Origin of the sequence: Methylobacterium dankookense (assembly GCF_902141855.1) — a bacterium.
Taxonomy (GTDB): Bacteria; Pseudomonadota; Alphaproteobacteria; order Rhizobiales; family Beijerinckiaceae; genus Methylobacterium; species Methylobacterium dankookense.
Genome location: NZ_CABFVH010000019.1, coordinates 59,050 through 81,852 on the forward strand (window position 1 = coordinate 59,050; position 22,803 = coordinate 81,852).

Sequence of the window (22,803 nt, forward strand, 5' to 3'; positions counted from 1 at the left end):
GGGTTCGGCGAGGATCTTCAAACTCTTGCGGGGCGAGGCTCGCGCAGCGCGCGAGGCCGGTGCACCGCCGGTCCGGCGCGCGAACGGGCGCCGGCAAGCGTTCTCATCACAACGATCTTTTCGGCTCGCGCCTCCGCGCGTCCGCTTCGGGAGACAGCGCCATGACCTCGGGCATCTCGAGCCTCGCCAACACCGCGGCCACGAAGACCTCGTCGACCGGCACGAGCGCGCAGGAGATCGCGGGCAACTTCACGCAGTTCCTGACCCTGCTCACCACGCAGCTCAAGAACCAGAACCCGCTCGATCCGATGGACACCAACCAGTTCACCCAGCAGCTGGTGCAGTTCGCGGGCGTGGAGCAGCAGCTCAAGACCAACGACCGGCTCGACAACATCCTGACGAGCAGCAAGGCGGCGAGCTCCGCGACGGCCACGAGCTATATCGGCAAGTCGATCACCGCGGACGGCTCCGCCGCCGACCTGACCTCCGGCGGCAGCGCGAACTGGAACCTGAACGCCAGCCGGGCCGCATCGAAGGCCGTGGTCTCCATCCTCGATTCGAAGAGCAACGTGGTCGGGACCCAGACCATCGCGCTCACCGCGGGCAGCCAGACCTTCACCTGGAACGGCCGCACCGCCTCCGGCATCAGCGCGCCCGCCGGCACCTACACGATCAAGGTCGCCGCCCAGGACGCCACCGGCGCCAGCGTCACCGTCGACACCAGCACGAGCGGCACGGTGGACGAGGTCGATCTGAGCGGCAGCACGCCCGTTCTCCTCATCGGCAAGCAGCGGGTGCCCCTGTCCAGCGTGCAGACGGTCGGGTTGTCCACAACGGCGGGATAGCGATTCAAATCGGCCGGACCCGTTTCAAGGTCTCTTAAGCGGCCTGACTTAGGTTGAATCCTCGACAGGTCAGTCGAGTGTAGAGCGTATCATGACCGAACCGCACCGCCCGAGAGTGAAGTACGTGATCGGGCCCGATGGCAGCCCCCTGACCATCGCCGACCTTCCGCCGCCCTCGACCCGCCGCTGGGTGATCCGGCGCAAGGCCGAGGTCGTGGCCGCGGTGCGCGGCGGCCTCCTCAGCCTCGAGGAGGCGTGCAAGCGCTACACGCTGACCACCGAGGAATTCCTGAGCTGGCAGTTCTCCATCGACCAGCACGGCCTCGCGGGCCTGCGCACCACGCGCATCCAGCACTACCGGCACTGATCCGGGCCCTCCCCCGGAGCGCTGCCTGAAGCCCCGCCCGTCCCCGAAGGCGGGGCTTTCCACGTTCGCGGACCGGTTATTCGGCCGCGCGCATTAACCGCCCGCTAACCACGTGCCCGGCAATTCTTGCCGAGCGGCCCGGCGGGCGGGCCGGCTGCGAGTGGGCGCGTCAACGTCGTGAAGCCGGTCCTCGATCTCGTCGCGAAGCTCGGACCGGCCCGCATCGCCGCCATGGGCGCGGTCACGCTGACGCTGATCGGCTTCTTCGCCTTCATCATCCTGCGGGTCTCGCGGCCCGACATGGGCGTGCTCTTCGCCGACCTCTCGATGCAGGATTCGGCCGCGGTGGTCCGCGAGCTCGACGCGCGCGGCATCCGCTACGAGGCGCGCGGCGATGCCGGGCAGACCGTGATGGCGCCGCGCCCCGACCTCGCCCGGCTGCGCATGGACCTCGCCGGCAAGGGCCTGCCGAGCCAGGGCGGCGTCGGCTACGAGATCTTCGACAAGGGCGACGCCTTCTCGTCCACCAACTTCGTGCAGAACGTGAACCACCTGCGGGCGCTCGAAGGCGAGCTCGCCCGCTCGATCCGGGCGATCGGCCGGGTCCAGGCGGCGCGCGTGCACCTCGTCATGCCCGAGCGGCGCCTGTTCGAGCGCGACCGCGAGGCGCCCTCGGCCGCCATCGTGCTGAAGCTGATGGGCGACCTCGACCCCGGCCAGGTCCGCGCGATCCGGCATCTCGCGGCCTCCTCGGTGGAGGGCCTGCGCCCGGACCGGGTCTCGATCGTGGACGAGCGCGGGCGGCTGCTCGCCGACGGCGCCCGCGGCGCCGATGCGGAGGCGGGCTCGGCCTTGGAGGAGAAGCAGGTCGGCCTGGAGCGGCGCCTGCGCGCCCAGATCGAGGAGATCGTGGCCGGCATCGTCGGGCCGGGCCGGGCCCGCGTCCAGGTCTCGGCGCAGCTCGACACCAACCGGATCGAGAGCCGGTCCGAGACCTTCGACCCCGAGAGCCGCGTCGTCCGCTCCAGCCAGACCCGCACCGAATCGGCGCTCACCGGCGGGGGCGAGGGCCAGGTCACGGTCGGCAACGAGCTGCCCGGCGCCAACCAGGACAAGCCGCAGGCCCAGAAGGACCAGACCAGCAAGAACGAGGAGACCACGAACTACGAGATCTCCCGCGTCACCAAGACGGAGGTGACCGAGGGCGGGCGGATCAAGCGGCTCTCCGTGGCGGTCCTCGTCGACGGCACCTACGCGACCGGCCCGGACGGCAAGCCCGCCTACAGCCCGCGCGCGGCCGCCGAGATCGAGCGGATCGCCGCTCTGGTCCGCAGCGCGGTCGGTTTCGACAAGGCGCGCGGCGACCAGATCGAGGTGGCCAATCTCCGCCTCGCCGAGGCGCCCCCGGTGCCGGACTTCGCCGAGCCGACCCTGGTGCAGTCGCTGCTCTCCCCCTCCAAGGAGGACGTGATGCGCCTCGTGGAGCTCGGCGTGCTCGCGCTCCTCACCCTCGTCGTGCTGCTCGCCGTGGTGCGCCCGCTGCTGCGGCGGGTGCTCACCGCCGATCCGGACGCGCCCGAGGCGCTGGTCGCCGGGCCGGGCGGCCTGGAAGCCGGGGGCGGCGGCGCGGCGACGCTGACGATCACGGCCGACAACCCGGCCACCCGCCTGATGGAATACGCCAAGATCAACGGCCAGGTGCAGGCCGAGACGGTGCAGCGTGTGGTCGACATGGTCCGGGCGAGCCCGAGCGAGACGGCCGAGGTGCTGCGCAACTGGATCCAGGACAGCTGAGCGGCCCTGAGCCGGGTGCGAGGAGGAGAGTGGGACGATGTCGGCGGGACTGGCAGGGATGCTGCAGGCGGCGGGGGGCGAATCCTTCGCCACCATGTCGGGCGTGCAACGCGCCGCGGCCATGCTGCTGCTCCTCGGCGAGACCGATGGCGCGCCGATCTGGCAGCTCCTCGAGGAGGACGAGGTCAAGAAGGTCTCCCACGCGATGGTGCAGCTCGGCTCGCTCGAGGCCGACACCGTCGACAAGCTGATCATCGACTTCGTCTCCCGCCTGTCGAACAGCGGCGGCATCTCGTCGAACTTCGAGCGGACGGAGTCGCTCCTGCTGAAGATCTTCCCCAGCGATCAGGTCTCCGCGATCATGGCCGAGATCAAGGGCGCCTCCGGCAAGCGCGTCTGGGCCTCGATCGCCCAGGTCGACCCGGAGATCCTCGCCTCGTTCCTGCGCAACGAGTACCCGCAGACGGTGGCCGTCGTGCTCTCCAAGGTGCGCTCGGACTACGCCGCCAAGGTGCTCACCATCCTGCCCGAGGAGTTCGCCATCGACGTGCTCAGCCGAATGCTGCGCATGGAGACGGTGCAGAAGGAGGCCCTGCGCCACATCGAGGAGACGCTGCGCGTCGAGTTCGTCACCACGATCGCCCAGACCCAGCGCCGCGACGCGCACGAGCTGATGGCCGACGTGTTCAACGCCTTCGACCGGCAGACGGAGGGGCGCTTCCTGGCCGCCCTCGACCAGGCCAACCGCGGCTCGGCCAAGCGCATCCGCGAGTTGATGTTCACCTTCGAGGACCTGCTCAAGCTCGATCCGGGCAGCGTCCAGACCCTGATGCGCAAGGTCGACAACGACACCCTGTGCCGCGCGCTCAAGGGCGCCAACGAGCGGGTGCGGGCCTTCTTCATGGGCCAGATGTCCACCCGCGCCGCCAAGAACCTCACCGACGAGATGACCTCGCTCGGGCCGATCCGGCTCAAGGAGGTTGATGAGGCGCAGGCCAAGATGACCGAGGTGGCCAAGGAGCTGGCCGAGAAGGGCGAGATCATGATCGCCAAGAACAGCGCCGAGGAGGAGCTGGTCTATTGAGCGCGACGCCGTTCCTGTTCGACACCGATTTCCGCAAGCCGAAGGCGAACCCGGCGGCCGTGCGCGCCGCCGAGGAGGCCGCCCAGGCCGCGGCGGAGGCCCATGCGAGCGGCCTGGAGGCGGGCCGCGCCGAGGGCCGCGCCGAGGTCCAGGCGCAGCTCCAGGCCCGGCTCGCCGACGCGATGAACCGGCTCAGCCTGTCGCTGGCGGGGCTGCTCGCCCAGGCGGATGCCCGCGAGGCCGAGCGCGAGGCGCAGGCCATGGAGGTCGCGGTGCTGCTCGCCCGCCGCATCGCCGGGGAGGCGCTCGACGCGCATCCGGCGGCGGCGATCGGCGAGGCGGCGCGCCACGCCCTGCAGCACCTGCGCGGCGTGCCCCATCTCGTGGTCCGCGTGCAGGACGGGCTCGTCGAGGAGACCGAGGTGCTGATGCGGCGCCTCGCGCGCGAGCGCGGCTACGAGGGCCGCCTCGTGGTGCTGGGCGATCCCGACCTGGCGCTGGGCGATGCCCGCATCGAGTGGGCCGATGGCGGCGTGGTGCGGGCGCGCGACCGGATCGAGGCCGAGATCGACGCGGCGATCGCCACCTGCCTCGGCAGCGCTTCCGACCCGACCGAACAGGCGAGCTTCTGATGTCCGACGATTTCAGCCTGCCCCAGCTCGGGGATTTCGATCCGAACCTCGCGGCGGACTCGATCCGCGACGCGCCGACCTCGCCGAAGACCGCCGCCGACCTGGAGCAGCTCTTCGACGTGCCGGTGATGGTCTCGGCCGTGCTCGGCAAGTCGCGCATGCCGATCGGCGACCTGCTGCGCCTCGGCCCCGGCGCGGTGCTGGAGCTCGACCGCAAGGTCGGCGAGGCGATCGACATCTTCGTGAACAACCGCCTCGTCGCCCGCGGTGAGGTCGTCCTCGTCGAGGAGCGCCTCGGCGTGACGATGACCGAGATCGTCAAGGGCGAGAACTGAATCTCTTGGAGCCGCTCCCGATCGCGGTGCAATCAGGAGCGGCTCCAAGTCCTTGTCTTAACGCGCTCTCTTTCGCCGAACCGGTATCCACTTCGGCGGAGAGCGCTCCAGGGTTCACGCCCGGCCCGCGCGGCCGGGCGGTGACAGGATGCGGAGTGCCCGATGCGGCTCCTGATGATCGGACGGCTCAACGGCGAGCTCGTCACCGCCTCGAAGATCGCCATGCAGCGCGGCGCCGCCGTGACCCAGGCGGACGCGATCCCGCAGGGGCTCACGGTCCTGCGGGCGCGCGGCGCCGACCTGATCATGATCGATGTCGGCCTCGACATCCGCGCCCTGGTGACGGCGCTGGAGGAGGAGCGCATCCGCACGCCGGTGATCGCCTGCGGCGTGGCGGCGGATGCCCGCGCGGCGGTGGCCGCGATCCAGGCGGGCGCCAAGGAATACGTCCCCCTCCCCCCCGATCCCGAGCTGATCGCCGCGGTGCTGGAGGCGGTCTCGGCCGACAGCCGCGCCTTCGTCTGGCGCGATCCGGCGATGGAGCGCGTGGTGCGCCTCGCCGAGCAGGTCGCCCGCTCGGAGGCCTCGGTCCTGATCACCGGCGAGAGCGGCACCGGCAAGGAGGTCCTGGCCCGGCACGTCCATGCCCGCTCGAACCGGGCGGCCAAGCCCTTCGTCTCGGTGAACTGCGCCGCGATCCCCGAGGCCCTGCTCGAATCCGAGCTGTTCGGGCACGAGAAGGGCGCCTTCACCGGCGCGGTGGCGCGGCGCATCGGCCGGTTCGAGGAGGCCAATGGCGGCACGCTGCTCCTCGACGAGATCTCGGAGATGGATGTCCGCCTGCAGTCGAAGCTGCTGCGGGCACTGCAGGAGCGCGTGATCGACCGGGTCGGCGGCACGGCGCCGGTCAAGGTCGACATCCGGGTGCTCGCCACCTCGAACCGCAACCTCGCCGAGGAGGTCCGCAAGGGCACCTTCCGCGAGGACCTGTTCTACCGGCTCAACGTCGTCCATCTGCGCCTGCCGGCCCTGCGCGAGCGCCCGGCCGACATCCTGGAACTCGCCGGCCATTTCGCGAAGAAATACGCCGAGGTGAACGGCCTGCCCGTGCGCCCGCTCTCGGCTGAGGCCCGGGGCATCGTCACGCGCAATCCCTGGCGCGGCAACGTGCGCGAGCTGGAGAACACGCTCCACCGGGCGGTGCTGCTGGCGAGCGGGGCCGAGATCGGCGCCGAGGCGATCCTGACCCCCGAGGGCGACACGATCGCCGCGGCCGACGGGCCGGCGGTGCGGGCGGCGCAGGTCGCCGAGGCGGCCACGCGCGGCCTCGTCGGACGCACCGTGGCCGATGTCGAGCGCGACCTCATCCTCGACACCCTCGACCATTGCCTCGGCAACCGCACCCATGCGGCCAAGATCCTCGGGATCTCGATCCGGACGCTGCGCAACAAGCTCAACGAGTATGTCGAGGCCGGGCTGGAAGTGGCGGAGCCGGGCGGCGTGCGCGCCCTAGCGGCTTACGGGTAGAGAGGAGATCCCAAAGGAATCATCCCTTTGGCGGGGTGCCGGGGCTGCGCCCCGGTGGAATCCTCAGTTCCGCCCGCGGCCGGAGCGGGTCTCGGCATAGGCCTGGTTCTGGACGGCGAGCGCCTCGTCCAGCTTGCGCATGGCCTCCGCCCGGGCGATGTCCGCCTCGACGTCGCGGATGGTCTCCTCGACGAGGTGGTTCTGCAGGGCGAGGCGCGGGTCGTCGTCGGAGAGCCCTTCGCGCTCCTGCAGGCGGCGCACCGCCTGGCGCACGACGCCGTAGACGGCCTCGCGCTCGGTGCGGTTCATCGTCGGCTTGACGGCCTGGGCGACGAGTTCGGAGAAATCCGGCATCGGGGTTCGGTCACGGTCCTCGGACGGGCACGGACTTCAGTGCAAGCCCGGTGCCCGCATGGCAAGCGCCTTCGGCGGACGCCCTCGAGGGCGCCCCGGCGTCAGAGGCGCTGGTCCCGCACGCCGGCGATCACCAGCGAGACCGAGCTCCAGACCACGAGGAAGCAGAAGAACCCCACGAACAGGGCGTGCCAGCGCATCGGGTAGAGCGTGTCGAGCGGCAGCACCGGCGGCACGAAGACCGCGAGGAAGATCTGCTGCTTGTCGGCGCTGACGCGGGAGCGGTCGAGGAGGTTGATCGCCGATTCGTTGAGCTTCTCCGCGATGGTGCGCTCGACGACGAGGCCCTCGTATTCGAGCAGCGCGTTCGCCATGGTCGGCGTTCCGTCGGCGTTGAGCCCGTCCCGGGTGAGCTGCTCCTGGAGATCCTTGATCTGGTGGTCGATGGCCGCGACGTTCGCCACCAGCACCTGGATCGAGCGCGACTTCTCGTCGAGGTTCGAGGCGCGCAGCACCTGGAGGTCGTTCTCGCTCTTGATCTTGTCCTTCCGCAGGGTGAGGAGCGTCGTCATCGTGCTCTCGGCCGACTTGATCGGGTCGATGATGCCCCAGCGGTTGCGGAAGGATTGGAGGGCCAAGTAGGCGTTGCGCAGGCGCACCTGCGTCGTCTCGGCATCGGCCTTGGCCTGGGCGAGCATGTCGGCCTTGGCGTTCTTGTTGATCTCGTTGATCAGCGTCTCGGCGCGGGCGACGATGTCCTGTGCGAGGGTCAGCGCATCCTGCGGGGTGAAGGCCCGGACGGTGAGCTGGGTCACGCCGGAGATCGCGTCGATGTTCGCCTCGACGTGGCGGCGCCAGTACTTGGTCAGCTCCTCGACCGGCTCCTTCGGGTTGAATCGCGTCCAGAAATCCGCCTCCGAGCGGGAAAAGAGCTGTGAGATCTGGCGCTTCTTCTCCATCTCCTCGACCAGGGTCCGGCTGCGGATGAAGTCGCGGACGATGTAGCTATCCTGGCTGTTGTGCTTGTGGATCATGGTGGAGTACTCGCCGAGGCCGACATCCTCCATCGGCTCGACGTTTCCGCGCACGGCGAAGCGCGCCTCGGCGATGTACTGGTCGGAGGCGAACACGAACAGGTAGAGCGCCACCACGGCGGTGGGCAGCAGCACGAAGGTCGCGAAGCGCCACACCACCATCTTGGCGTAGCTGACCGGGGCGGCATCGGCCGGCCGCAGGCCCGGCAGGCGGGTCCAGGCCAGGCGCTCGCGCACCTGCCGCGCCAGGGCCCGGCTCCGCTGCGACGGGATCGGCTCGATCGTCTGCGCGCCGCGCCGGACCTCGGTGAGGGAGCGCTGCGCGAAGTCGATGATGCCGCGAACCCGGTCGCTCTGCTTGACGTCGTCGACGCTCATCCGAATGCTTGTCCTGGGGGCCCGCTCCGGCCGCGCCGCGTCGCGGTGGAGGCGGCCGTCAGGTCTCCGAAGTCCCGTTCTTTTCGGCCCTTTTTAAGGCACCTCCCCGGCTGCGGTGCCGTGTCCGTTGCACCGCAGCGGCCGGGCGCTGTAGGCCGCAGCGATGATCCCTTCCCCGACGCAGCCCACCGCGGCGACAGAGCCCGCGGATCCCGCGCCCCGCGCCCCGGCATTCCGGGCCGGGGGCAGGACGGCCAGGACCAAGCCGGCGGAGGTGGTTCTGGTCTGCCGCAAATGTGCGAAGCGCGTGGGCCTCTCGCGGAAGGAGGCGCTGCGGCTCGCCAAGCGGGCGGCGAAGGCGATGACCAAGGCGGCGGCGAAGACGGCGGACGCCCGATCCGGAGCCGGCGCGCCGCGGAAGGCGAAGGTCGTCGAGACCGGCTGCCTCGGCCCCTGCCCCAAGCGGCTGCTCGCGGTGGCGACCGGAGCGAGTCTCGCTGTGGGCCGGGTCGCGCTCCTCGACCCGCGCGCCGATCCGCCGGCTTCCCTCCCCGATTTCGGCCCCAATGGCGCGCTACCGGCGCCCGCGGAAGCCGGCGTGCGGAGCGGGGAGCACGGTTCGGCGCCCGACCCGCACCATGACCGACCCGACGCCCCGATCCCGACGTGACCGTGCGAGCCGAGACCGTGCGAGAGCCGACCCAGCCGGGAGCGTCCCGGCCCGCGACCGCCGCCCGCGGCGGGCTCGCCCGCGCGCTCCTGCGCCGCCTGCCGCTCCTCGGCACCCTGCTCGGCCTGGGGCTCGCCGCCTGGCTCGTCGCGACCAACGACCTCTCGGCCGTGGCCGCCGCCTTCGGGCGGATCGGGCTCGCGGGGCTCGCCGGGATCGTGCTGGTGCGGGCCCTGATCGTGCTCCTGTGCGGGCTCGCCTGGGCGCGCATCCTCGACGGGCTCACGCCCGTGCGGGCGGGGCCCTTCGTGGTTCTGCGCTACGTGCGCGAGGGCATCAACGTGCTGCTCCCCGTGGCCTCGATCGGCGGCGACGTGCTGGGCGGGCGCCTGCTCACCTTCTGGGGCGTGGCGGGCGCCCTCGCCACGGCCTCGATCCTCGCCGACATGCTGATCCAGGTCGGCAGCCAGGCCCTGTTCGCCGGCCTCGGCGCCGGCCTGCTCATGCGGCTCGACGGGGAGCCCGCGGCGCAGCTCGCCGCCTGGATGCTGCGCGCGCTCGCCGTCGCCGCCCTCGTCGTCGCGGCCTTCTTCGCCGTGCAGCGGGTGGGTGCCGCCCGCTTCGTCGAGCAGCGGCTCGCCGCGATCGGGCGCCGCTTCGCGCGGGCGGCGGAGCCCGGCCGCCCCGACGCGGCGCCGACCGCCATGCGCGTGCAGGAGGCCCTCGATGCGGTCTGGCACGGGGGGCGGCGCGGGCGGATCGCGCAGGCCTTCATCCTGCACCTCCTGGCCTGGATGCTCGGGGCGGCCGAGATCTGGATCGCGCTCACCTGCATCGGCATCGAGGGCGTGGGCCTCGCCGAGGTGCTGGTGATCGAGGCGCTCAGTCAGGCTATCAAGTCGGCGGCCTTCCCCGTGCCGAGCGGGCTCGGCGTCCAGGAGGGAGGCTTCGTCGTGGTCTGCGCGCTGTTCGGCATCGATGCCGGCACGGCCATCGCCCTGTCGCTGGCCAAGCGCGTGCCGGACGTGGTGCTCGGCCTGCCCGCGCTCCTCGTCTGGCAGAACATCGAGGCGCGCCGGGCGAATGTGCAGCCGCCGGAGGCCCCGTGAGCCCGTTCCTCCGCCGCGCGGGCCTTCCCGCGCTCGCCGTCTTCCTGATGGTCGGGCCGGCCGCCGCCCAGAGCGTCACCGTCGATCTCGGCGCGGGCGGCGTCACCGAGCGGGCGCTCCAGCTCGTCGCGCTGATCACGGTGCTGGCGCTCGCGCCCTCCGTGCTTGTGATGGCCACCGCCTTCACCCGCATCGTCGTGGTGCTCTCGATCCTGCGCTCGGCGCTCGGCACCCAGACCGCGCCGCCCACCGCGGTGATCATCAGCCTCGCCCTGTTCCTGACGGCCTTCGTGATGGCGCCGACCGGCCGCGAGGCCTACCGCGCCGGCATCGAGCCGCTGGTCGCCGGGCAGATCAGCCAGACCCAGGCCTTCGACCGCGCCTCGGCCCCGTTCAAGACCTTCATGCTGAAGAACGTGCGCGAGAAGGACCTGAAGCTCTTCATCGACATGGCCCGGATCTCGGTGCCGCAGGGGCCGGAGCAGCTCGGCCTGGAGATCGTCACCCCCGCCTTCATGATCTCCGAGCTGCGGCGGGCCTTCGAGATCGGCTTCCTGCTGTTCATCCCCTTCCTGATCATCGACCTCGTCGTCGCCTCGGTGCTGATGGCGGTGGGCATGATGATGGTGCCGCCGGCCTCGGTGGCGCTGCCCTTCAAGCTGATCTTCTTCGTGCTGGTGGATGGCTGGGGGCTCGTCGCCGGCTCGCTGGTGCAGAGTTACGGCGGGTGACACATGCCGGGAAACCGCCTCGCCTCCCCGTCCCGATCGTGTAAGACGGCGCCATGACCACGCATTCTCCCCGCGACGCAAAGGGCCGGCCCCGGGTCGCCGTCACCGGAATCGGTCTCGTCACCTCGCTGGGCCGGGGCCAGGACGAGAACTGGGCGGCGCTCACCGCCGGCCGCTCGGGCATCCACGCGATCCGGCGCTTCCCCACCGACGGCCTGCGCACCCGCATCGCCGGCACCGTCGACTTCCTCGACACCGATCCGCTGGTGGCACCCCTCCTCTCCGAGCGCTTCGCGGCGATCGCCGCCGAGGAGGCGGTGGGCCAGGCCGGGATCGGTGCGGTGGGCGACTTCCCCGGCGCCCTGTTCATCGCCGTGCCCCCGGTCGAGATGGAATGGCCGCAGCGGCAGGCGCTCGCCGAGGCCGCGGCGAGCCAGGGCGAGATCGGCTACGGCGACCTGCAGCGGGCGGCCGCGAGCCGGGCCTTCGACGGCTGGCACGACCTCTTCATCTTCGGCACCGTGGCCGAGCGCATCGCCGAGCGCTTCGGCACCAAGGGCTCGCCGATCTCCCTGTCGACCGCCTGCTCGTCGGGGGCGACCGCGATCCAGCTCGGCGTCGAGGCGATCCGCCGCGGCGAGATGACGGCCGCGCTCTGCATCGGCACGGACGGCTCGGTGAACCCGGAATCGCTGATCCGCTTCTCGCTGCTCTCCGCGCTCTCAACCCAGAACGACCCGCCGGAGGGCGCCTCGAAGCCCTTCTCGAAGAACCGCGACGGCTTCGTCATGGGCGAGGGCGCCGCCGCCCTGATTCTGGAGGACGAGGCCGCCGCCAAGGCGCGCGGCGCGACGATCCTCGGCTACGTGCTCGGCTGCGGCGAGAAGGGCGACGGCTTCCACCGCACCCGCTCCAGCCCGGACGGGGCGCCGATCGTCGCGGCGATCCGGGCGAGCCTGGAGGATGCCGGGCTCGGGCCCGAATCGATCGACACGGTCAACGCCCACGGCACCTCGACGCCGGAGAACGACAGGATGGAGGCGGCGGGCCTCGCCGCCGTGTTCGGCGAGCGCGTCGGCGGCATCCCGGTCACCTCGAACAAGTCGATGATCGGCCACACGCTCACCGCGGCCGGGGCCATCGAGGCCGCCGTCTCGCTGCTCACCATCCGGCACGGGCGCATCCCGCCGACCATCAACTACGCGATCCCCGATCCGGCGCTCCCCCTCGACATCGTCGCCGAGGCCCGCGACGTGCCGGTCGCGCGCGTGCTCTCGAACTCCTTCGGATTCGGCGGCCAGAACACCTGCCTCGTCCTCGGGGCCGAGCCGGCATGAGCACGGACATGCGCGCCGGCGAACAGCGCCGCGTCCTCGTCACCGGGGGCGCCGGGGGCCTGGGCTCGGCGATCGTGCGGGCGCTCTCCGCCTCGGGGTTTGCCGTCGACTTCACCTACCGCGCCTCCGCCGCGGAGGCCGAGGCACTCGCCGCCGAGCTCGGGGCCACCGCCCTGCCCCTCGACCTCGCCGACCGGACCGCCCTCGACGCCTTCTGCGGGACGGCCGAGGAGCGCGGCTATTACGGCCTCGTCCACAATGCAGGCCAGTCGGCGGACGCCCTCGCGCTGATGCTCGATCAGGACCGGCTCGAGGCGGCGATGCAGGTCAATTTCTACGCGCTGACCCGGCTGGCCAAGGCGCTGACCCGCGGCATGATCCGGGCGCGCGCCGGCCGCATCGTGGCGATCGGCTCGGTGGCGGCGCTCCGGGCGAATGCGGGCAACGCGGCCTATGCCGCGACGAAGGGCGCGCTGATCGCCTATTGCCGGACGCTCGCCATCGAGTCGGCCAAGCGCGGCGTCACCGTCAACGTGATCGCGCCGGGCTTCATCGATACGCGGATGATGGCGCCCTATGCCGCCCACCGCGCCGGCATGGAGCGCCAGATCCCGGCCGGCCGCTTCGCCGACCCGGCGGAGGTGGCCGCGCTCGCCCGCTTCCTGATGGAGGATGCGGCCGGCTACATCACCGGCGCGGTCCTGCCCGTGGATGGCGGCCTGACCGCGATGATGGGCGTGCACCGCGCCTGAGATCCGCGATGCGCCCGCTACCCCTCCTCGCCCTGCTCCTCCTCGCCGCCCCCGCCGCGGCCGAGCCGCAGAGCTACCGCCTCGACGGCCTGCCCCGCGGGGAGAGCCTGAGCATCCGCGCCGAGCCCGATCCGTCCGCCGAGGTGGTCGGCGAGATCCGGGCCCGGGCCCTGGTCTTCGGCTGCACCAACGACACGCCGAGCCGCACCACATGGTGCCGCGTCAAGGTCGGCCCGACACTCGGCTGGGCCCGCCGGCGCTACCTCGCGCCCGAATAGGGCGCCACATCCCGAGGATCATTCCGAGGACTGCCCATGCAAGCCCTGCAACTCTTCGGCGACCGCGACCTGCGCCTGACGGAGGTCGCCGACGCGTCCGCGCCCGGCCCCGGCGAGGTGCGCGTGCGGATGCGCGCGGTCGGCCTCAACTTCATCGACGTCTGGGGCTTCCGCGGCATGGCCTTCGCCAAGCGCCGGCTTCCGCTGACCGTGGGCGCCGAAGGGGCGGGCGAGGTCGCCGCCCTCGGCGACGGCGTGACCGGACTCGCGGTCGGCGACACCGTCGCCCTCTACGGCGCGAAGACCTGCGGCCATTGCCGTGCCTGCGAGCAGGGCCGCGACAACCTCTGCGAGGAGGTCGGCGGGGTCTTCGGCTTCCACATCGACGGCTTCGCCAGCGAGTACGTCACGGTGCCGGCCCGCCTCGCGGTCAAGGCGCAGCAGGGGGTGAGCTTCACCGACGCGGCCTGCGCCGGCATCGCCTTCGGCACGGTGCAGCACATGCTGTTCGACAATGCCCGGCTGGAGCCCGGCGAGAGCATCCTCGTCCATGCCGGCGGCTCGGGCATCGGCACCAGCGCGATCAAGATGGCCAAGGCGATCGGCTGCACGGTCTACACGACCGTCGGCGACGACGAGAAGGGCGCCAAGGCCGCCGCGCTCGGCGCCGACCACGTGGTCAACTACCGCGAGGAGCGCTTCGAGGGCGAGGTGCGGCGCCTGACCAAGCGCAAGGGCGTCGACGTAGTGTTCGAGCATGTCGGGCCCGACACCTGGAACGGCTCGCTCCTCTGCCTGAAGCGCGGCGGGCGCCTCGTCACCTGCGGCTCGACCTCCGGGGTCTCGACCACGATGAACCTGATGCAGCTCTTCCAGCAGCAGTACCGCATCACGGGCTCGTTCGGCTGCCGCATCGAGAACATCCGCCAGTCACTCGACAAGATGGCCGCCGGGCTCACCCCGGTGATCGACACGGTCTATCCGCTCGGGGACTTCGCAGCCGGCCTGGAGCGGCTCGAATCGCGCAAGGTCTTCGGCAAGATCCTCGTGACGCTCTGATCCTTTCCCTCCTGACGCGAAGGTGATCTAAGGCGATTTGCGGCGGCCCGGCCCGCCGCGGCTCCGCGTCCGGGCGGTTGGGGGCATCCGTCGGACGCGTCGACTTGGCCGCTGGGGCCCGGTCGGTGCAGCCTGTACAAGCTTCGCCGTGGGCGCCGAGTCGCCCGGAGTCTCCGCGTGCTGCGTCTTGCCCTCGTCCTGAAGCGCTCGTTCCCGCGTCTGGCGGGCTACGCCATGCTGCCGCTGATCGGCGCGCTGTTCCATCTCGCGCGCCGGCTCGGCCCCGAGCGGGCGGCCGATCTCGGCGGCGCGCTCCTGCGCGGACTCGGGCCCTACCTGCCCGTGCACCGGACCCTGATGGCGAATCTGCGCGCCGCCTTCCCCGAGCGCGGGCCGGCCGAGCTGCGGGAGATCGCCCTGGCCGCCTGGGACAATCTCGGGCGCACGGGCGCCGAATACGCCCATCTCGACACCCTGTTCGACTACGATCCGGACGTTCCCGAGACGCAGCGCATGGAGGTGGTCGGCCTTGAGCACTTCTACGCCCTGCGCGACGACGGCCGGCCGGGCCTGATCTTCTCGGCCCATCTCGGCAATTGGGAATTGCCGGCCATCGCCGCGGCGAAGTTCGGGCTGGAGGCCACCGCCGTCTACCGGGCGCCGAACAACCCGGCCGCGGCCAAGCTCGTCCGGACGGTGCGGCGCAAGACCATGGGCGGGCTCGCCGCCTCCGGGCCCGGCGCCGTCTTCGCCATGCAGGGCGTGGTGGAGCGCGGCGGCCATCTCGGCCAGCTCATCGACCAGCACTTCACCCGCGGCGTCGTGGTGCAGTTCTTCGGGCAGCCCTGCCTCGCCAACCCGCTGCTCGCCAAGCTCGCCCGCCATCACGAATGCCCGGTCCACGGGGCGCGGGTGGTGCGCCTCGGGAACGGGCGCTTCCGCCTGGAGCTGACCCCGCCCCTCGACCTGCCGCGCGACGCGGAGGGCCGGATCGACGTGGCCGGCGCCATGCAGACGATGACCGCTGTGGTCGAGTCCTGGATCCGCGAGGAGCCCGGCCAGTGGCTCTGGATGCATCGCCGCTGGCGCCCGGCCATGCTGCCCCGTTCCGCGGCCCCGCCGGAGACCGGCGCCGGGGTGCCGTCCGGCGGGTCCGGCCGCTCTCAAGCCAACGTGATTTCCCAAGACCGGGCCTGAGGCGCTGTGATGCGATGATGCTGCCGGTTCCCCGATACGCCGCCCTCGCGGGTGCGACCGCGCTTGTCCTCGCGGGGCTCTCCGCGCGGCCTGCCGCGGCCGAGCCCCTCAAGGCGGTGGTCGAGCTGTTCACCAGCCAGGGCTGCGTCGCCTGCCGCTCCGCCGATCCGGTGATCAGCGACCTCGCGGCCCGGCCCGGAATCCTCGCTCTGACCCTGCCGGTGACCTATTGGGACTATCTCGGCTGGAAGGACACCCTGGCGCTGCGCCCCTTCACCGAGCGCCAGCACGCCTATGCGGGCCTGAGCGGCGTGCGACAGGTCTTCACGCCCCAGGCGGTGGTGAATGGCGGCGCCTCCGCGATCGGCTCGGACCGCGACCGTCTCGACCGCATCCTGAGCGAGGCCGGCAGCCAGGGCGGCCTGCCGGTGCCGGTGCGCGGCGAGGAGCGCGGCGACCGCATCCTGATCGATGTCGGGACCTCCGTCGCGCCGGCCAAGGCCGATGTCTGGCTGATCCCGATCCTGCGGCGCCGCCCGGTCTCGATCGAGCGCGGCGAGAGCCGGGGCCGGGTCGTCACCTACGTCAACGTGGCGCGCAGCCTGCAGCGCCTCGGCACCTGGACCGGCCAGCCCGTGCATATCGAGGTGCCGCGCGCCTCGGTGCGGATCGCCGACGCCGATGCCTGGGTGGTGGTGCTGCAGGGGGCGAGCAACGGCAAGCCCGGCCGCATCTGGGGTGCCGCCAAGGGCCCCGGTCTCTAGATATCGGGATCCCAAAGGGATCATCCCTTTGGCGGGGTGTCGGGGCGGAGGCCTGACGTGGTTTCCCAGGGCTCCGCCCTGGACCCGCGAGAGAGGTGACCCCTCTCGACTCCCGCAACCTTATGGGTCGAGCCCTTCCGCGACCCGCCGCGCGGCGCGCAGCTTCTCGACGCGCGCCACCGAGAAGACCGAGGCCTCGTAGAGGAGGAGCATCGGGATCGCCAGGGAGAGCTGCGAGATCACGTCGGGCGGGGTGAGCACCGCGGCGGCGACGAAGACCAGCACGATGGCATAGCGGCGCTTCTCGCGCAGGAAGGCCGCATCAATGATCCCGACCTGGCCGAGCAGCGTCAGGATCACCGGAAGCTGGAAGGCGATGCCGAAGGCGAAGATCAGCGTCATGATCAGCGAGAGATACTCGTCGACCTTCGGCAGCAGCGCGATGGTCGGCTCGCCGGCGACGCCCACCTGCTGCAGCGAGACCGAAAACTGGATCAGGAGTGGCATCGCCAGGAAGAACACCACCAGCGCGCCGAGTATGAAGAAGATCGGCGTGGCGACGAGGTAGGGCAGGAAGGCCTTGCGCTCGTTGCGGTAGAGGCCCGGGGCCACGAAGGCGTAGATCTGGGTCGCGACGATCGGGAAGGACAGGAAGGCCGCCCCGAAGACGCTGAGCTTGATGTTGGTGAAGACCTGCTCGAGGAAGTGCGTGGCGATGAGCTTCGCGTTCTCCGCGCCGACCACCGAGACGTAGGGGTGCACGAGCACGTTGTAGATCTGGCGCGAGAAGAAGAAGCACCCGAAGAACATCAGCACGAAGGCGGCGAGCGACTTGATCAGCCGCGCGCGCAGCTCGATCAGGTGCTCGATGAGGGGCGCCCGCGAGGACTCGATATCCGCCTCGTCCCGCTCGTCGATCATCGGCCGGTCGTCCCGGGCTTCGCCTCGCCGGCCGGGGCCGCGGGGGCAGGATTGGAGGGCGCGGGCGGCGGCTCGGGCGTGCCGAAGGGGTCGTCGGCCGAGCCCGGGACGGGCGGCGCGGCCTCCACCTCCGTGGGCCTCGGCACGTCGTAGCTGCCGCGCGGCTGGATCGCTTCCGCCGGATGCGGCGCGGCCTCGGCCGGGGCGTCCGGAGCCGGCCGGTGGTGGTCCTTTTCCGGGCGTCCCTCGACGGCGCCCTTCAACTCGTCGCGGATGGTCTGGACCGGGTTGAAGCCCGAGCTGGTCTTGCGCACGGTGTCGCGGATGCCGTCGAACTCGCGCCGCGCCTCGTCGAGCTCAGCCTCGCGGATCGCCTCGTTGAACTGCGCCTGGAACTCGCCGGCCATGCGGCGCAGCTTGCCCGTGACCTGCCCGACGGTGCGCAGCGCCTTCGGCAGGTCCTTCGGCCCGATGACGATGAGGGCGACGCCGCCGATCAGCATCACCTCGCCCCAACTCATGTCAAACATCGTGCCGACGGTCCCGCTGCTCGGGCATGCCGCGTCCCGGCACGCCCCGGATGGGCCTCAAGCCCCCGGCCTTACACCAAGCCGTACCCGGTGGAAGCCCGGATCCGATCAGACCGGCTTGCGCTCGCCGGCCGGCACGTGGCTCGCAGGGACCGCGGTGCCGGGGCTGGTCTCGGCCGTGTGAGGGATGGTGCGCACCGGCTCGGACGGCGTGACGGGCGTCGCCGTCGGGGCCGGCGCGTCGTCTTCCGCCATGCCCTTCTTGAAGGCTTTGATGCCCTTGGCCACGTCGCCCATCATGTCGGAGATCTTGCCGCGCCCGAACAGCAGCATCACCACGACGGCGACGATGACCCAGTGCCAGATACTCATGCTGCCCATGGCAACCTCTCCCGCGCCGCGCGAGGGGCCTCAGCGCGGCGTCTCGACCCGAGACCGAAATTCGGGCCGAACCTAGGGACAGCGCCCCGCGAACACAAGGAGCGGGCGGCCCCGTGACGCGGGATGGTTGCCGGGTGAAATCGGAATCAGGCCGCGGCGGAGAGGGCGGCGGCGAAGCGGGCGCGGGCCTCCGGCAGGTCGAGCCCCTCGCCGGCACCGGCGAGGCGCGCCAGCGCGGCCTCGGCCCGGCGGGCGGCGGCGCCGGCGAGCAGGGGTGCGCCCTCGGCCGCCCCCCGCATCTCGGCCATGTCGCCGTTGCAATGCAGGGCCATGTCGATGCCCGCCGCGAAGGAGGCCTCGGCACGGGCCCGGAACGGGCCGGTGAGCGCGTGCATCGAGAGGTCGTCGGTCATCAGCAGGCCGTCGAAGCCGATCGCGCCGCGGATCACCTGCTCGATCACGATGCGGGACTGCGTCGCCGGGCGCTCCGGGTCGAGGGCCGTGAAGACCACGTGCGCGCTCATCGCCATGGGCAGGTCGGCGAGCGCGCGGAAGGGCACGAAATCCTGGATCGCGAGGGTCTCGAGATCGGTCTCGACCACCGGCAGGCCCTTGTGGCTGTCGCAGCCGGCGCGGCCATGGCCGGGGATATGCTTCATCACCGGCAGGACGCCGCCGGCCATCAGCCCCTCGGCGACGGCGCGGCCGATCTCGGCCACCGCATTCGGCGTGGTGCCGTAGGCGCGGTCGCCGATGACGTCGTGGGCGCCGGCCACCGGCACGTCGAGGACGGGCGCGCAATCGACGTTGATGCCGACATCGGCGAGGTCGTGCGCCATCAGCCGGGCGCCGAGGCGGGCGATGGCCGCGGCCGCCCCGTCGAAGCGGGCATAGGCGCGGCCGGCCGGATAGGCCGGCCAGTGCGGCGGGCCCATGCGCTGGACCCGGCCGCCCTCCTGGTCGATCAGGATCGGCGCATCCGCCCGGCCGACGCAGTCGCGCAAGGCGTTCGTCAGCGCGCGCACCTCGTCGGGCGTGCCGATGTTGCGCTTGAACAGGATGAAGCCCCAGGGCCGCACGTCGCGGAAGAAGGCGGCCTCCTCCGGGGTGAGGCTCCGGCCGGCGCAACCGAGGATCAGGGCACGGGAGGACATCGGGGCGGCTCGCGCGGTCGGCTCGGGTGGAACGGTGGCGTCCGGTTCGTGAGGAACCGGAGGATCGGCCTTCGGCAGCGCCTCGGCAAGGCGAAACCGGGGCGGCCTGTGCGCCCGGGCACGGTGGAGGCGCGGGTGTTGCGCCGCGGACTCGGGAATGAAAGCGTGGCCGTTCGGAGCCGGGCGCGCCCGCAGGCCGGGCCGGCCCGCGGGATCTCTGCCCGCTACGCGATCAGGACTTCGGTCGGGTCTTCGATCAGTTCTTGGCCACGAAGCACTGGCCGCCGGCGCCCTGCAGCTCGCTGCAAAGGCTCGTCGCCTCGGCCTTGGCGAGCGGCCCGACGCGAACGCGGTAGATCGTCTTGCCGTTGACCTCGGCCTGGCGGATCAGCTCCGGCTTGCCGGCGAGCTGGCTGTACTTGCGCTGCATGTCACGGAATGCGGCCTGGGCGTCGCCGGCGCTGTTGCGCACGCCGAGCTGGACCGAGAAGCCGCCGACCGGCGCGTCGCTGACGGCGGGCGTGGCGCTGGCGGTGGTGGCCGCCGTGGTGGCGGGCGCGTCAGCCGGGATCGGGGTGTCCGGCGAGGCGGAGGCGAGGCGCTGCGTCGCCTTCGGGCGCGGCCGGGCGGGTGTCGCCTCGGCGGCGGGCATAGCAGCGGTCTCGGTGACCGCGGCGTTCTGGACCGGGACCTGCGGGGTCGCGGCGGCCTGGCGGCTCGGGCGCTGGCGCGGCGCCGGCTCGTCGCCGGGCATCACCATGGTCGGGATCGGGGAGGCCGGGGCCGCCTCGGCGGCCTGCTCGCGCTGCGGCGGCGGGGGCGGCGTGTCGGGCTTGACCGCGACGGTGCGCACGCGGCGCGGCTCGCCGAAGGCGTCGAGCGACGCGCTGCCCGGGGTCACCGCGCCGGTGGTGGAGGCGGACGGCGCGGCGCGTGTCGCCTGCGCGATGTCGATCGGCTGCTCCTCGCGGTTGACGATGCGGACCGGGTTGTCCTTGGCCTTGGGCTCGTAGATCTGGCGGTTCTGGTCCGGGATCTCGACGCCGTCGGCGACCTTCGGCGCGACCTTGAGCGGCGAGGTGTCGGCCTGGATCACCGGCACGCCGCCGGAGCCGGTGCCGTGCAGGCCCTTGTAGGTGAGCGCGCCGGTCACCGCGACGACGACCACGGCGAGCCCGGCGCCCACCGTCATCAGGCGGCGGCGCGGATCGACGCGCTTGAGCGGGCGCCGATCCTCGGGCGCCGCCTCCTCCTGCGCCGCGTAGGCGTCGGCCGACTGGTCCTGCTCGACGGAGGCGAGATACTGGTCGAAGGCGTCTGCCGGGGTCTCGCGGGGGGCGGCCTCGGGGGCGAAGCTCGGCTCGACCCGGCCGCGCCAGTCGTGATTCGCGGCCGGCGCCTCGGCGCGGCGCTCCTCGCGGGCGGCCAGGAGCTGGCGGAAGGGATCGTCCTGGCCGACGATGCGGGCGAGCTCGGCGAGCGGGTCGGCCTTCTGCGCGGCGGCCGGGGCGGCACCCGCGGCCTGGCTGGCCGGATGCTGCTGCAACGCGCGCGCGAAGTCCTCCAGATCGACGGGCGCACGCGAAGCATTCGTCATGGCAGCATCCTCACTTCAACGCCGGCGGGGCGTCAGCGCATCTCGTCCGGTGCGGTGACACCCAGAATTGCGAGACCGGAGGCGAGCGTGCCCCTCAATGCCTCGACAAGGGCAAGCCTCGCCTCGGTTGACTTTCGGTCGGTTGCATTAACAAACCGTAATTGCGGCAAGTCTTTGCCCTTGTTCCAGAAACTATGCAGCGAACTGGCGATTTCGTAGAGATGGAATGCGATCCTGTGCGGTTCGTGCGCGGATGCCGCCGCCTCCAGCACCCGCGGGTACTGCGCGATCAGGCGCATCATCTCGATCTCCCCCGAATCGGCAAGTGATTCGAGGTCGGCGCGGGCCAGCAGCGCCGTGTCCGTGAAGTCGGTGTCGGGATAAGCCTCGCGCGCCTGACGCTGCACCGAGCGGGCGCGGGCATGGGCGTATTGCACGTAGAAGACCGGGTTGTCCTTCGACTGCTCGACCACCTTGGCGAGGTCGAAATCGAGGGTGGCGTCGTTCTTCCGGTAGAGCATCATGAAGCGGATCGCGTCGCGGCCGACCTCGTCGATGACCTCGCGCAGGGTCACGAACTCGCCCGCGCGCTTCGACATCTTCACCGGCTCGCCGGCCCGCAGCAGCCGCACGAGCTGGCAGAGCTTCACGTCGAGGGTCGCCTCGCCGTTCGAGACCGCCTTCACCGCCGCCTGCATGCGCTTGACGTAGCCGCCATGGTCGGCGCCGAGCACGTCGATCATCTCGCGGGCGCCGCGCAGGAACTTGTCGCGGTGATAGGCGATGTCGGCGGCGAAATAGGTGAAGCTGCCGTCCGACTTCAGGAGCGGCCGGTCGGTGTCGTCGCCGAACTCCCGGGTCCGGAACAGGGTCTGCTCGCGGTCCTCCCAATCCTCTGGGAGCTGGCCCTTGGGCGGGGGCAGCCGTCCCTCGTAGACGAGGCCGCGCCCGCGCAGCGCGCTCAGCAACGCGCCGACCGCGCCGCTGTCCTGCAGCTTGCGCTCGGAGAAGAACACGTCGTGGCGGATGCCGATCGCCGCGAGGTCGTCGCGGATCATGTCCATCATGGCGGCGAGCGCGGCGTCGCGCACCACCGGCAGCCACTCGGATTCGGGCTTGTCGGCGAGGCTGTCGCCGTACTCGGCCGCGAGCTGCTTGCCCACCGGGATCAGGTAGTCGCCGGGATAGAGCCCCTCGCCGACCACCGCGTCGCTGCGGCCGAGCGCCTGGAGGTAGCGGATATGGGCCGAGCGGGCGAGCACCACGACCTGCGCGCCGGCATCGTTGATGTAGTATTCGCGCGTCACGTCCCGGCCCGCCGCGGCGAGCAGGTTGGCGAGCGCATCGCCGAACACCGCGCCGCGCCCGTGGCCGACATGCATCGGCCCGGTCGGGTTGGCCGAGACGTACTCGACGTTGACGGGCCCGCCCGCCATCGCGATCCGGCCGAAGGCGGCGGGATCGGTGGCCGCATGGCGCACCACCGCGTGGAGCACGGACGGCGCCAGCCGCAGGTTGATGAAGCCGGGCCCGGCCACGCTCACCTCGGTGACGCGCGGGTCGGCGCGCAGCGCCGCGGCCAGCGCCTCGCCGAGCTGCTTCGGGTTGGCGCGCGCCTCCTTGGCGAGCACCAGGGCGGCGTTGGTGGCCAGATCCCCATGCGCGGGATCGCGCGGCGGCTCGACCACGACGCGGGTCAGGTCGAGCCCCTCGGGCAGGGTGCCGGAACGGGTCAGCGCTTCGAGGGCCTCGCGCACGCGGGCCTCGAACAGGGCAAAGATGTTCATCGCGATATTTCGAATCCGTCGCCCGGGGCGTCGCCGCGCCGCCGGTGCCTGAAGCGGGCGCCATAGCAAGGGGGGCGGCCCAAGTCACGGATGGCAGGCTTGGGGAGGGGCTCGCCGCGCGCTGTCCCGGGGTTTCCGTCCCCTTGCGTAGACTGCCCCGTTGAAGGTCCAGCCGGACTCTCGCGA

The 22,803-nt window shown here is 71.7% G+C and carries 24 protein-coding genes; 16 read left to right on the plus strand and 8 right to left on the minus strand.

Features of this window, described 5'->3' with window-relative positions:
• Positions 1–161: 161 nt before the first annotated feature.
• The 7 genes from MTDSW087_RS15510 to flbD all read left to right on the plus strand — a co-directional run bounded on the left by MTDSW087_RS15510 (position 162) and on the right by flbD (position 6,584).
• Positions 162–845 carry a flagellar hook assembly protein FlgD gene (locus MTDSW087_RS15510; protein WP_144765415.1) on the plus strand — a complete coding sequence of 228 codons (684 nt, stop codon included), beginning with the start codon at positions 162–164 and terminating at the stop codon, positions 843–845.
• A 91-nt stretch (positions 846–936) separates the two neighbouring features.
• Positions 937–1,212 carry a CtrA inhibitor SciP gene (gene sciP / locus MTDSW087_RS15515; protein WP_142585083.1) on the plus strand — a complete coding sequence of 92 codons (276 nt, stop codon included), beginning with the start codon at positions 937–939 and terminating at the stop codon, positions 1,210–1,212.
• Between the two features lie 177 nt (positions 1,213–1,389).
• Positions 1,390–3,006 carry a flagellar basal-body MS-ring/collar protein FliF gene (gene fliF / locus MTDSW087_RS15520; protein WP_144765417.1) on the plus strand — a complete coding sequence of 539 codons (1,617 nt, stop codon included), beginning with the start codon at positions 1,390–1,392 and terminating at the stop codon, positions 3,004–3,006.
• 37 nt (positions 3,007–3,043) lie between these two features.
• On the plus strand, positions 3,044–4,090 hold the full coding sequence (locus tag MTDSW087_RS15525; protein ID WP_144765419.1) for a flagellar motor switch protein FliG: 1,047 nt from the start codon (positions 3,044–3,046) through the stop codon (positions 4,088–4,090).
• Entirely contained in the window at positions 4,087–4,722 is a 636-nt protein-coding gene (locus MTDSW087_RS15530; protein ID WP_144765421.1) for a FliH/SctL family protein, read from the plus strand. Before MTDSW087_RS15525 ends, MTDSW087_RS15530 begins: the two co-directional genes overlap by 4 nt.
• Positions 4,722–5,057, plus strand: coding sequence for a flagellar motor switch protein FliN (gene fliN, locus MTDSW087_RS15535; RefSeq protein WP_144765423.1), 336 nt, complete (start codon positions 4,722–4,724; stop codon positions 5,055–5,057). The genes MTDSW087_RS15530 and fliN overlap by 1 nt, the downstream gene beginning before the upstream one ends.
• 162 nt (positions 5,058–5,219) lie before the next feature.
• Positions 5,220–6,584 (plus strand): sigma-54-dependent transcriptional regulator FlbD, encoded by a 1,365-nt coding sequence (gene flbD / locus MTDSW087_RS15540; protein ID WP_144765425.1) that lies wholly within the window; start codon positions 5,220–5,222, stop codon positions 6,582–6,584.
• A gap of 63 nt (positions 6,585–6,647) precedes the next feature.
• Here the strand turns inward: flbD and MTDSW087_RS15545 are convergent, their stop codons facing one another.
• Together MTDSW087_RS15545 and MTDSW087_RS15550 are read right to left on the minus strand one after the other, a co-directional pair.
• Positions 6,648–6,938 (minus strand): hypothetical protein, encoded by a 291-nt coding sequence (locus tag MTDSW087_RS15545; RefSeq protein ID WP_144765427.1) that lies wholly within the window; start codon positions 6,936–6,938, stop codon positions 6,648–6,650.
• A 101-nt stretch (positions 6,939–7,039) separates the two neighbouring features.
• Entirely contained in the window at positions 7,040–8,350 is a 1,311-nt protein-coding gene (locus tag MTDSW087_RS15550; protein ID WP_144765429.1) for a KpsE/RkpR family capsule polysaccharide export protein, read from the minus strand.
• A gap of 307 nt (positions 8,351–8,657) precedes the next feature.
• Between MTDSW087_RS15550 and MTDSW087_RS15555 the strand changes: the two genes are divergently transcribed.
• The 9 genes from MTDSW087_RS15555 (at position 8,658) to MTDSW087_RS15595 (ending at position 16,247) form a co-directional block, all read left to right on the plus strand.
• A complete protein-coding gene (locus MTDSW087_RS15555; protein WP_186383860.1) occupies positions 8,658–9,020 on the plus strand; it encodes a hypothetical protein in 363 nt (120 codons plus the stop codon).
• A complete protein-coding gene (locus tag MTDSW087_RS15560) occupies positions 9,017–10,129 on the plus strand; it encodes a lysylphosphatidylglycerol synthase domain-containing protein (protein ID WP_373322006.1) in 1,113 nt (370 codons plus the stop codon). The genes MTDSW087_RS15555 and MTDSW087_RS15560 overlap by 4 nt, the downstream gene beginning before the upstream one ends.
• A 47-nt stretch (positions 10,130–10,176) precedes the next feature.
• Positions 10,177–10,860, plus strand: coding sequence for a flagellar type III secretion system pore protein FliP (gene fliP / locus MTDSW087_RS15565; RefSeq protein ID WP_238179334.1), 684 nt, complete (start codon positions 10,177–10,179; stop codon positions 10,858–10,860).
• Positions 10,861–10,913: 53 nt separating this feature from the next.
• A complete protein-coding gene (locus tag MTDSW087_RS15570) occupies positions 10,914–12,197 on the plus strand; it encodes a beta-ketoacyl-ACP synthase (protein WP_144765433.1) in 1,284 nt (427 codons plus the stop codon).
• Positions 12,194–12,949 (plus strand): SDR family NAD(P)-dependent oxidoreductase, encoded by a 756-nt coding sequence (locus tag MTDSW087_RS15575; RefSeq protein WP_144765435.1) that lies wholly within the window; start codon positions 12,194–12,196, stop codon positions 12,947–12,949. Before MTDSW087_RS15570 ends, MTDSW087_RS15575 begins: the two co-directional genes overlap by 4 nt.
• Positions 12,950–12,957: 8 nt before the next feature.
• Positions 12,958–13,227 carry an SH3 domain-containing protein gene (locus tag MTDSW087_RS15580; protein WP_144765437.1) on the plus strand — a complete coding sequence of 90 codons (270 nt, stop codon included), beginning with the start codon at positions 12,958–12,960 and terminating at the stop codon, positions 13,225–13,227.
• Positions 13,228–13,263: 36 nt separating this feature from the next.
• Positions 13,264–14,286 (plus strand): zinc-binding dehydrogenase, encoded by a 1,023-nt coding sequence (locus tag MTDSW087_RS15585; RefSeq protein ID WP_144765439.1) that lies wholly within the window; start codon positions 13,264–13,266, stop codon positions 14,284–14,286.
• A gap of 177 nt (positions 14,287–14,463) precedes the next feature.
• Entirely contained in the window at positions 14,464–15,483 is a 1,020-nt protein-coding gene (locus tag MTDSW087_RS15590; RefSeq protein ID WP_144765441.1) for a lipid A biosynthesis lauroyl acyltransferase, read from the plus strand.
• A gap of 14 nt (positions 15,484–15,497) precedes the next feature.
• Positions 15,498–16,247: a DUF1223 domain-containing protein gene (locus MTDSW087_RS15595; RefSeq protein WP_144765443.1), complete on the plus strand. Its 750-nt coding sequence runs from the start codon at positions 15,498–15,500 to the stop codon at positions 16,245–16,247.
• Positions 16,248–16,367: 120 nt separating this feature from the next.
• Here MTDSW087_RS15595 and tatC read toward each other — a convergent pair whose 3' ends face one another.
• The 6 genes from tatC to argS all read right to left on the minus strand — a co-directional run bounded on the left by tatC (position 16,368) and on the right by argS (position 22,617).
• Complete coding sequence (gene tatC / locus MTDSW087_RS15600; RefSeq protein WP_144765445.1) at positions 16,368–17,168, minus strand: twin-arginine translocase subunit TatC; 801 nt, start codon at positions 17,166–17,168, stop codon at positions 16,368–16,370.
• On the minus strand, positions 17,165–17,698 hold the full coding sequence (tatB, locus tag MTDSW087_RS15605) for a Sec-independent protein translocase protein TatB (RefSeq protein ID WP_144765447.1): 534 nt from the start codon (positions 17,696–17,698) through the stop codon (positions 17,165–17,167). Before tatB ends, tatC begins: the two co-directional genes overlap by 4 nt.
• Before the next feature lie 108 nt (positions 17,699–17,806).
• On the minus strand, positions 17,807–18,079 hold the full coding sequence (locus tag MTDSW087_RS15610) for a twin-arginine translocase TatA/TatE family subunit (RefSeq protein WP_144765449.1): 273 nt from the start codon (positions 18,077–18,079) through the stop codon (positions 17,807–17,809).
• 146 nt (positions 18,080–18,225) lie between these two features.
• A complete protein-coding gene (nagZ, locus tag MTDSW087_RS15615; RefSeq protein ID WP_144765451.1) occupies positions 18,226–19,233 on the minus strand; it encodes a beta-N-acetylhexosaminidase in 1,008 nt (335 codons plus the stop codon).
• Positions 19,234–19,489: 256 nt separating this feature from the next.
• The gene (locus MTDSW087_RS15620) at positions 19,490–20,830 is read right to left on the minus strand and encodes an SPOR domain-containing protein (RefSeq protein WP_144765453.1); all 1,341 of its coding nucleotides are present in this window, start codon (positions 20,828–20,830) and stop codon (positions 19,490–19,492) included.
• 32 nt (positions 20,831–20,862) lie between these two features.
• On the minus strand, positions 20,863–22,617 hold the full coding sequence (gene argS / locus MTDSW087_RS15625; protein ID WP_144765455.1) for an arginine--tRNA ligase: 1,755 nt from the start codon (positions 22,615–22,617) through the stop codon (positions 20,863–20,865).
• Positions 22,618–22,803 lie beyond the last annotated feature (186 nt).

Bases quoted from the DNA above. Each gene is read 5' to 3' on its own strand.
- MTDSW087_RS15510 (WP_144765415.1), top strand. From the start codon at position 162: ATGACCTCGGGCATCTCGAGCCTCGCCAACACCGCGGCCACGAAGACC.
- sciP (WP_142585083.1), top strand. From the start codon at position 937: ATGACCGAACCGCACCGCCCGAGAGTGAAGTACGTGATCGGGCCCGAT.
- MTDSW087_RS15525 (WP_144765419.1), top strand. From the start codon at position 3,044: ATGTCGGCGGGACTGGCAGGGATGCTGCAGGCGGCGGGGGGCGAATCC.
- fliN (WP_144765423.1), top strand. From the start codon at position 4,722: ATGTCCGACGATTTCAGCCTGCCCCAGCTCGGGGATTTCGATCCGAAC.
- flbD (WP_144765425.1), top strand. From the start codon at position 5,220: ATGCGGCTCCTGATGATCGGACGGCTCAACGGCGAGCTCGTCACCGCC.
- MTDSW087_RS15545 (WP_144765427.1), bottom strand. From the start codon at position 6,938: ATGCCGGATTTCTCCGAACTCGTCGCCCAGGCCGTCAAGCCGACGATG.
- MTDSW087_RS15550 (WP_144765429.1), bottom strand. From the start codon at position 8,350: ATGAGCGTCGACGACGTCAAGCAGAGCGACCGGGTTCGCGGCATCATC.
- fliP (WP_238179334.1), top strand. From the start codon at position 10,177: ATGGTCGGGCCGGCCGCCGCCCAGAGCGTCACCGTCGATCTCGGCGCG.
- MTDSW087_RS15570 (WP_144765433.1), top strand. From the start codon at position 10,914: ATGACCACGCATTCTCCCCGCGACGCAAAGGGCCGGCCCCGGGTCGCC.
- MTDSW087_RS15575 (WP_144765435.1), top strand. From the start codon at position 12,194: ATGAGCACGGACATGCGCGCCGGCGAACAGCGCCGCGTCCTCGTCACC.
- MTDSW087_RS15580 (WP_144765437.1), top strand. From the start codon at position 12,958: ATGCGCCCGCTACCCCTCCTCGCCCTGCTCCTCCTCGCCGCCCCCGCC.
- MTDSW087_RS15585 (WP_144765439.1), top strand. From the start codon at position 13,264: ATGCAAGCCCTGCAACTCTTCGGCGACCGCGACCTGCGCCTGACGGAG.
- MTDSW087_RS15595 (WP_144765443.1), top strand. From the start codon at position 15,498: ATGATGCTGCCGGTTCCCCGATACGCCGCCCTCGCGGGTGCGACCGCG.
- tatC (WP_144765445.1), bottom strand. From the start codon at position 17,168: ATGATCGACGAGCGGGACGAGGCGGATATCGAGTCCTCGCGGGCGCCC.
- tatB (WP_144765447.1), bottom strand. From the start codon at position 17,698: ATGTTTGACATGAGTTGGGGCGAGGTGATGCTGATCGGCGGCGTCGCC.
- MTDSW087_RS15610 (WP_144765449.1), bottom strand. From the start codon at position 18,079: ATGGGCAGCATGAGTATCTGGCACTGGGTCATCGTCGCCGTCGTGGTG.
- nagZ (WP_144765451.1), bottom strand. From the start codon at position 19,233: ATGTCCTCCCGTGCCCTGATCCTCGGTTGCGCCGGCCGGAGCCTCACC.
- MTDSW087_RS15620 (WP_144765453.1), bottom strand. From the start codon at position 20,830: ATGACGAATGCTTCGCGTGCGCCCGTCGATCTGGAGGACTTCGCGCGC.
- argS (WP_144765455.1), bottom strand. From the start codon at position 22,617: ATGAACATCTTTGCCCTGTTCGAGGCCCGCGTGCGCGAGGCCCTCGAA.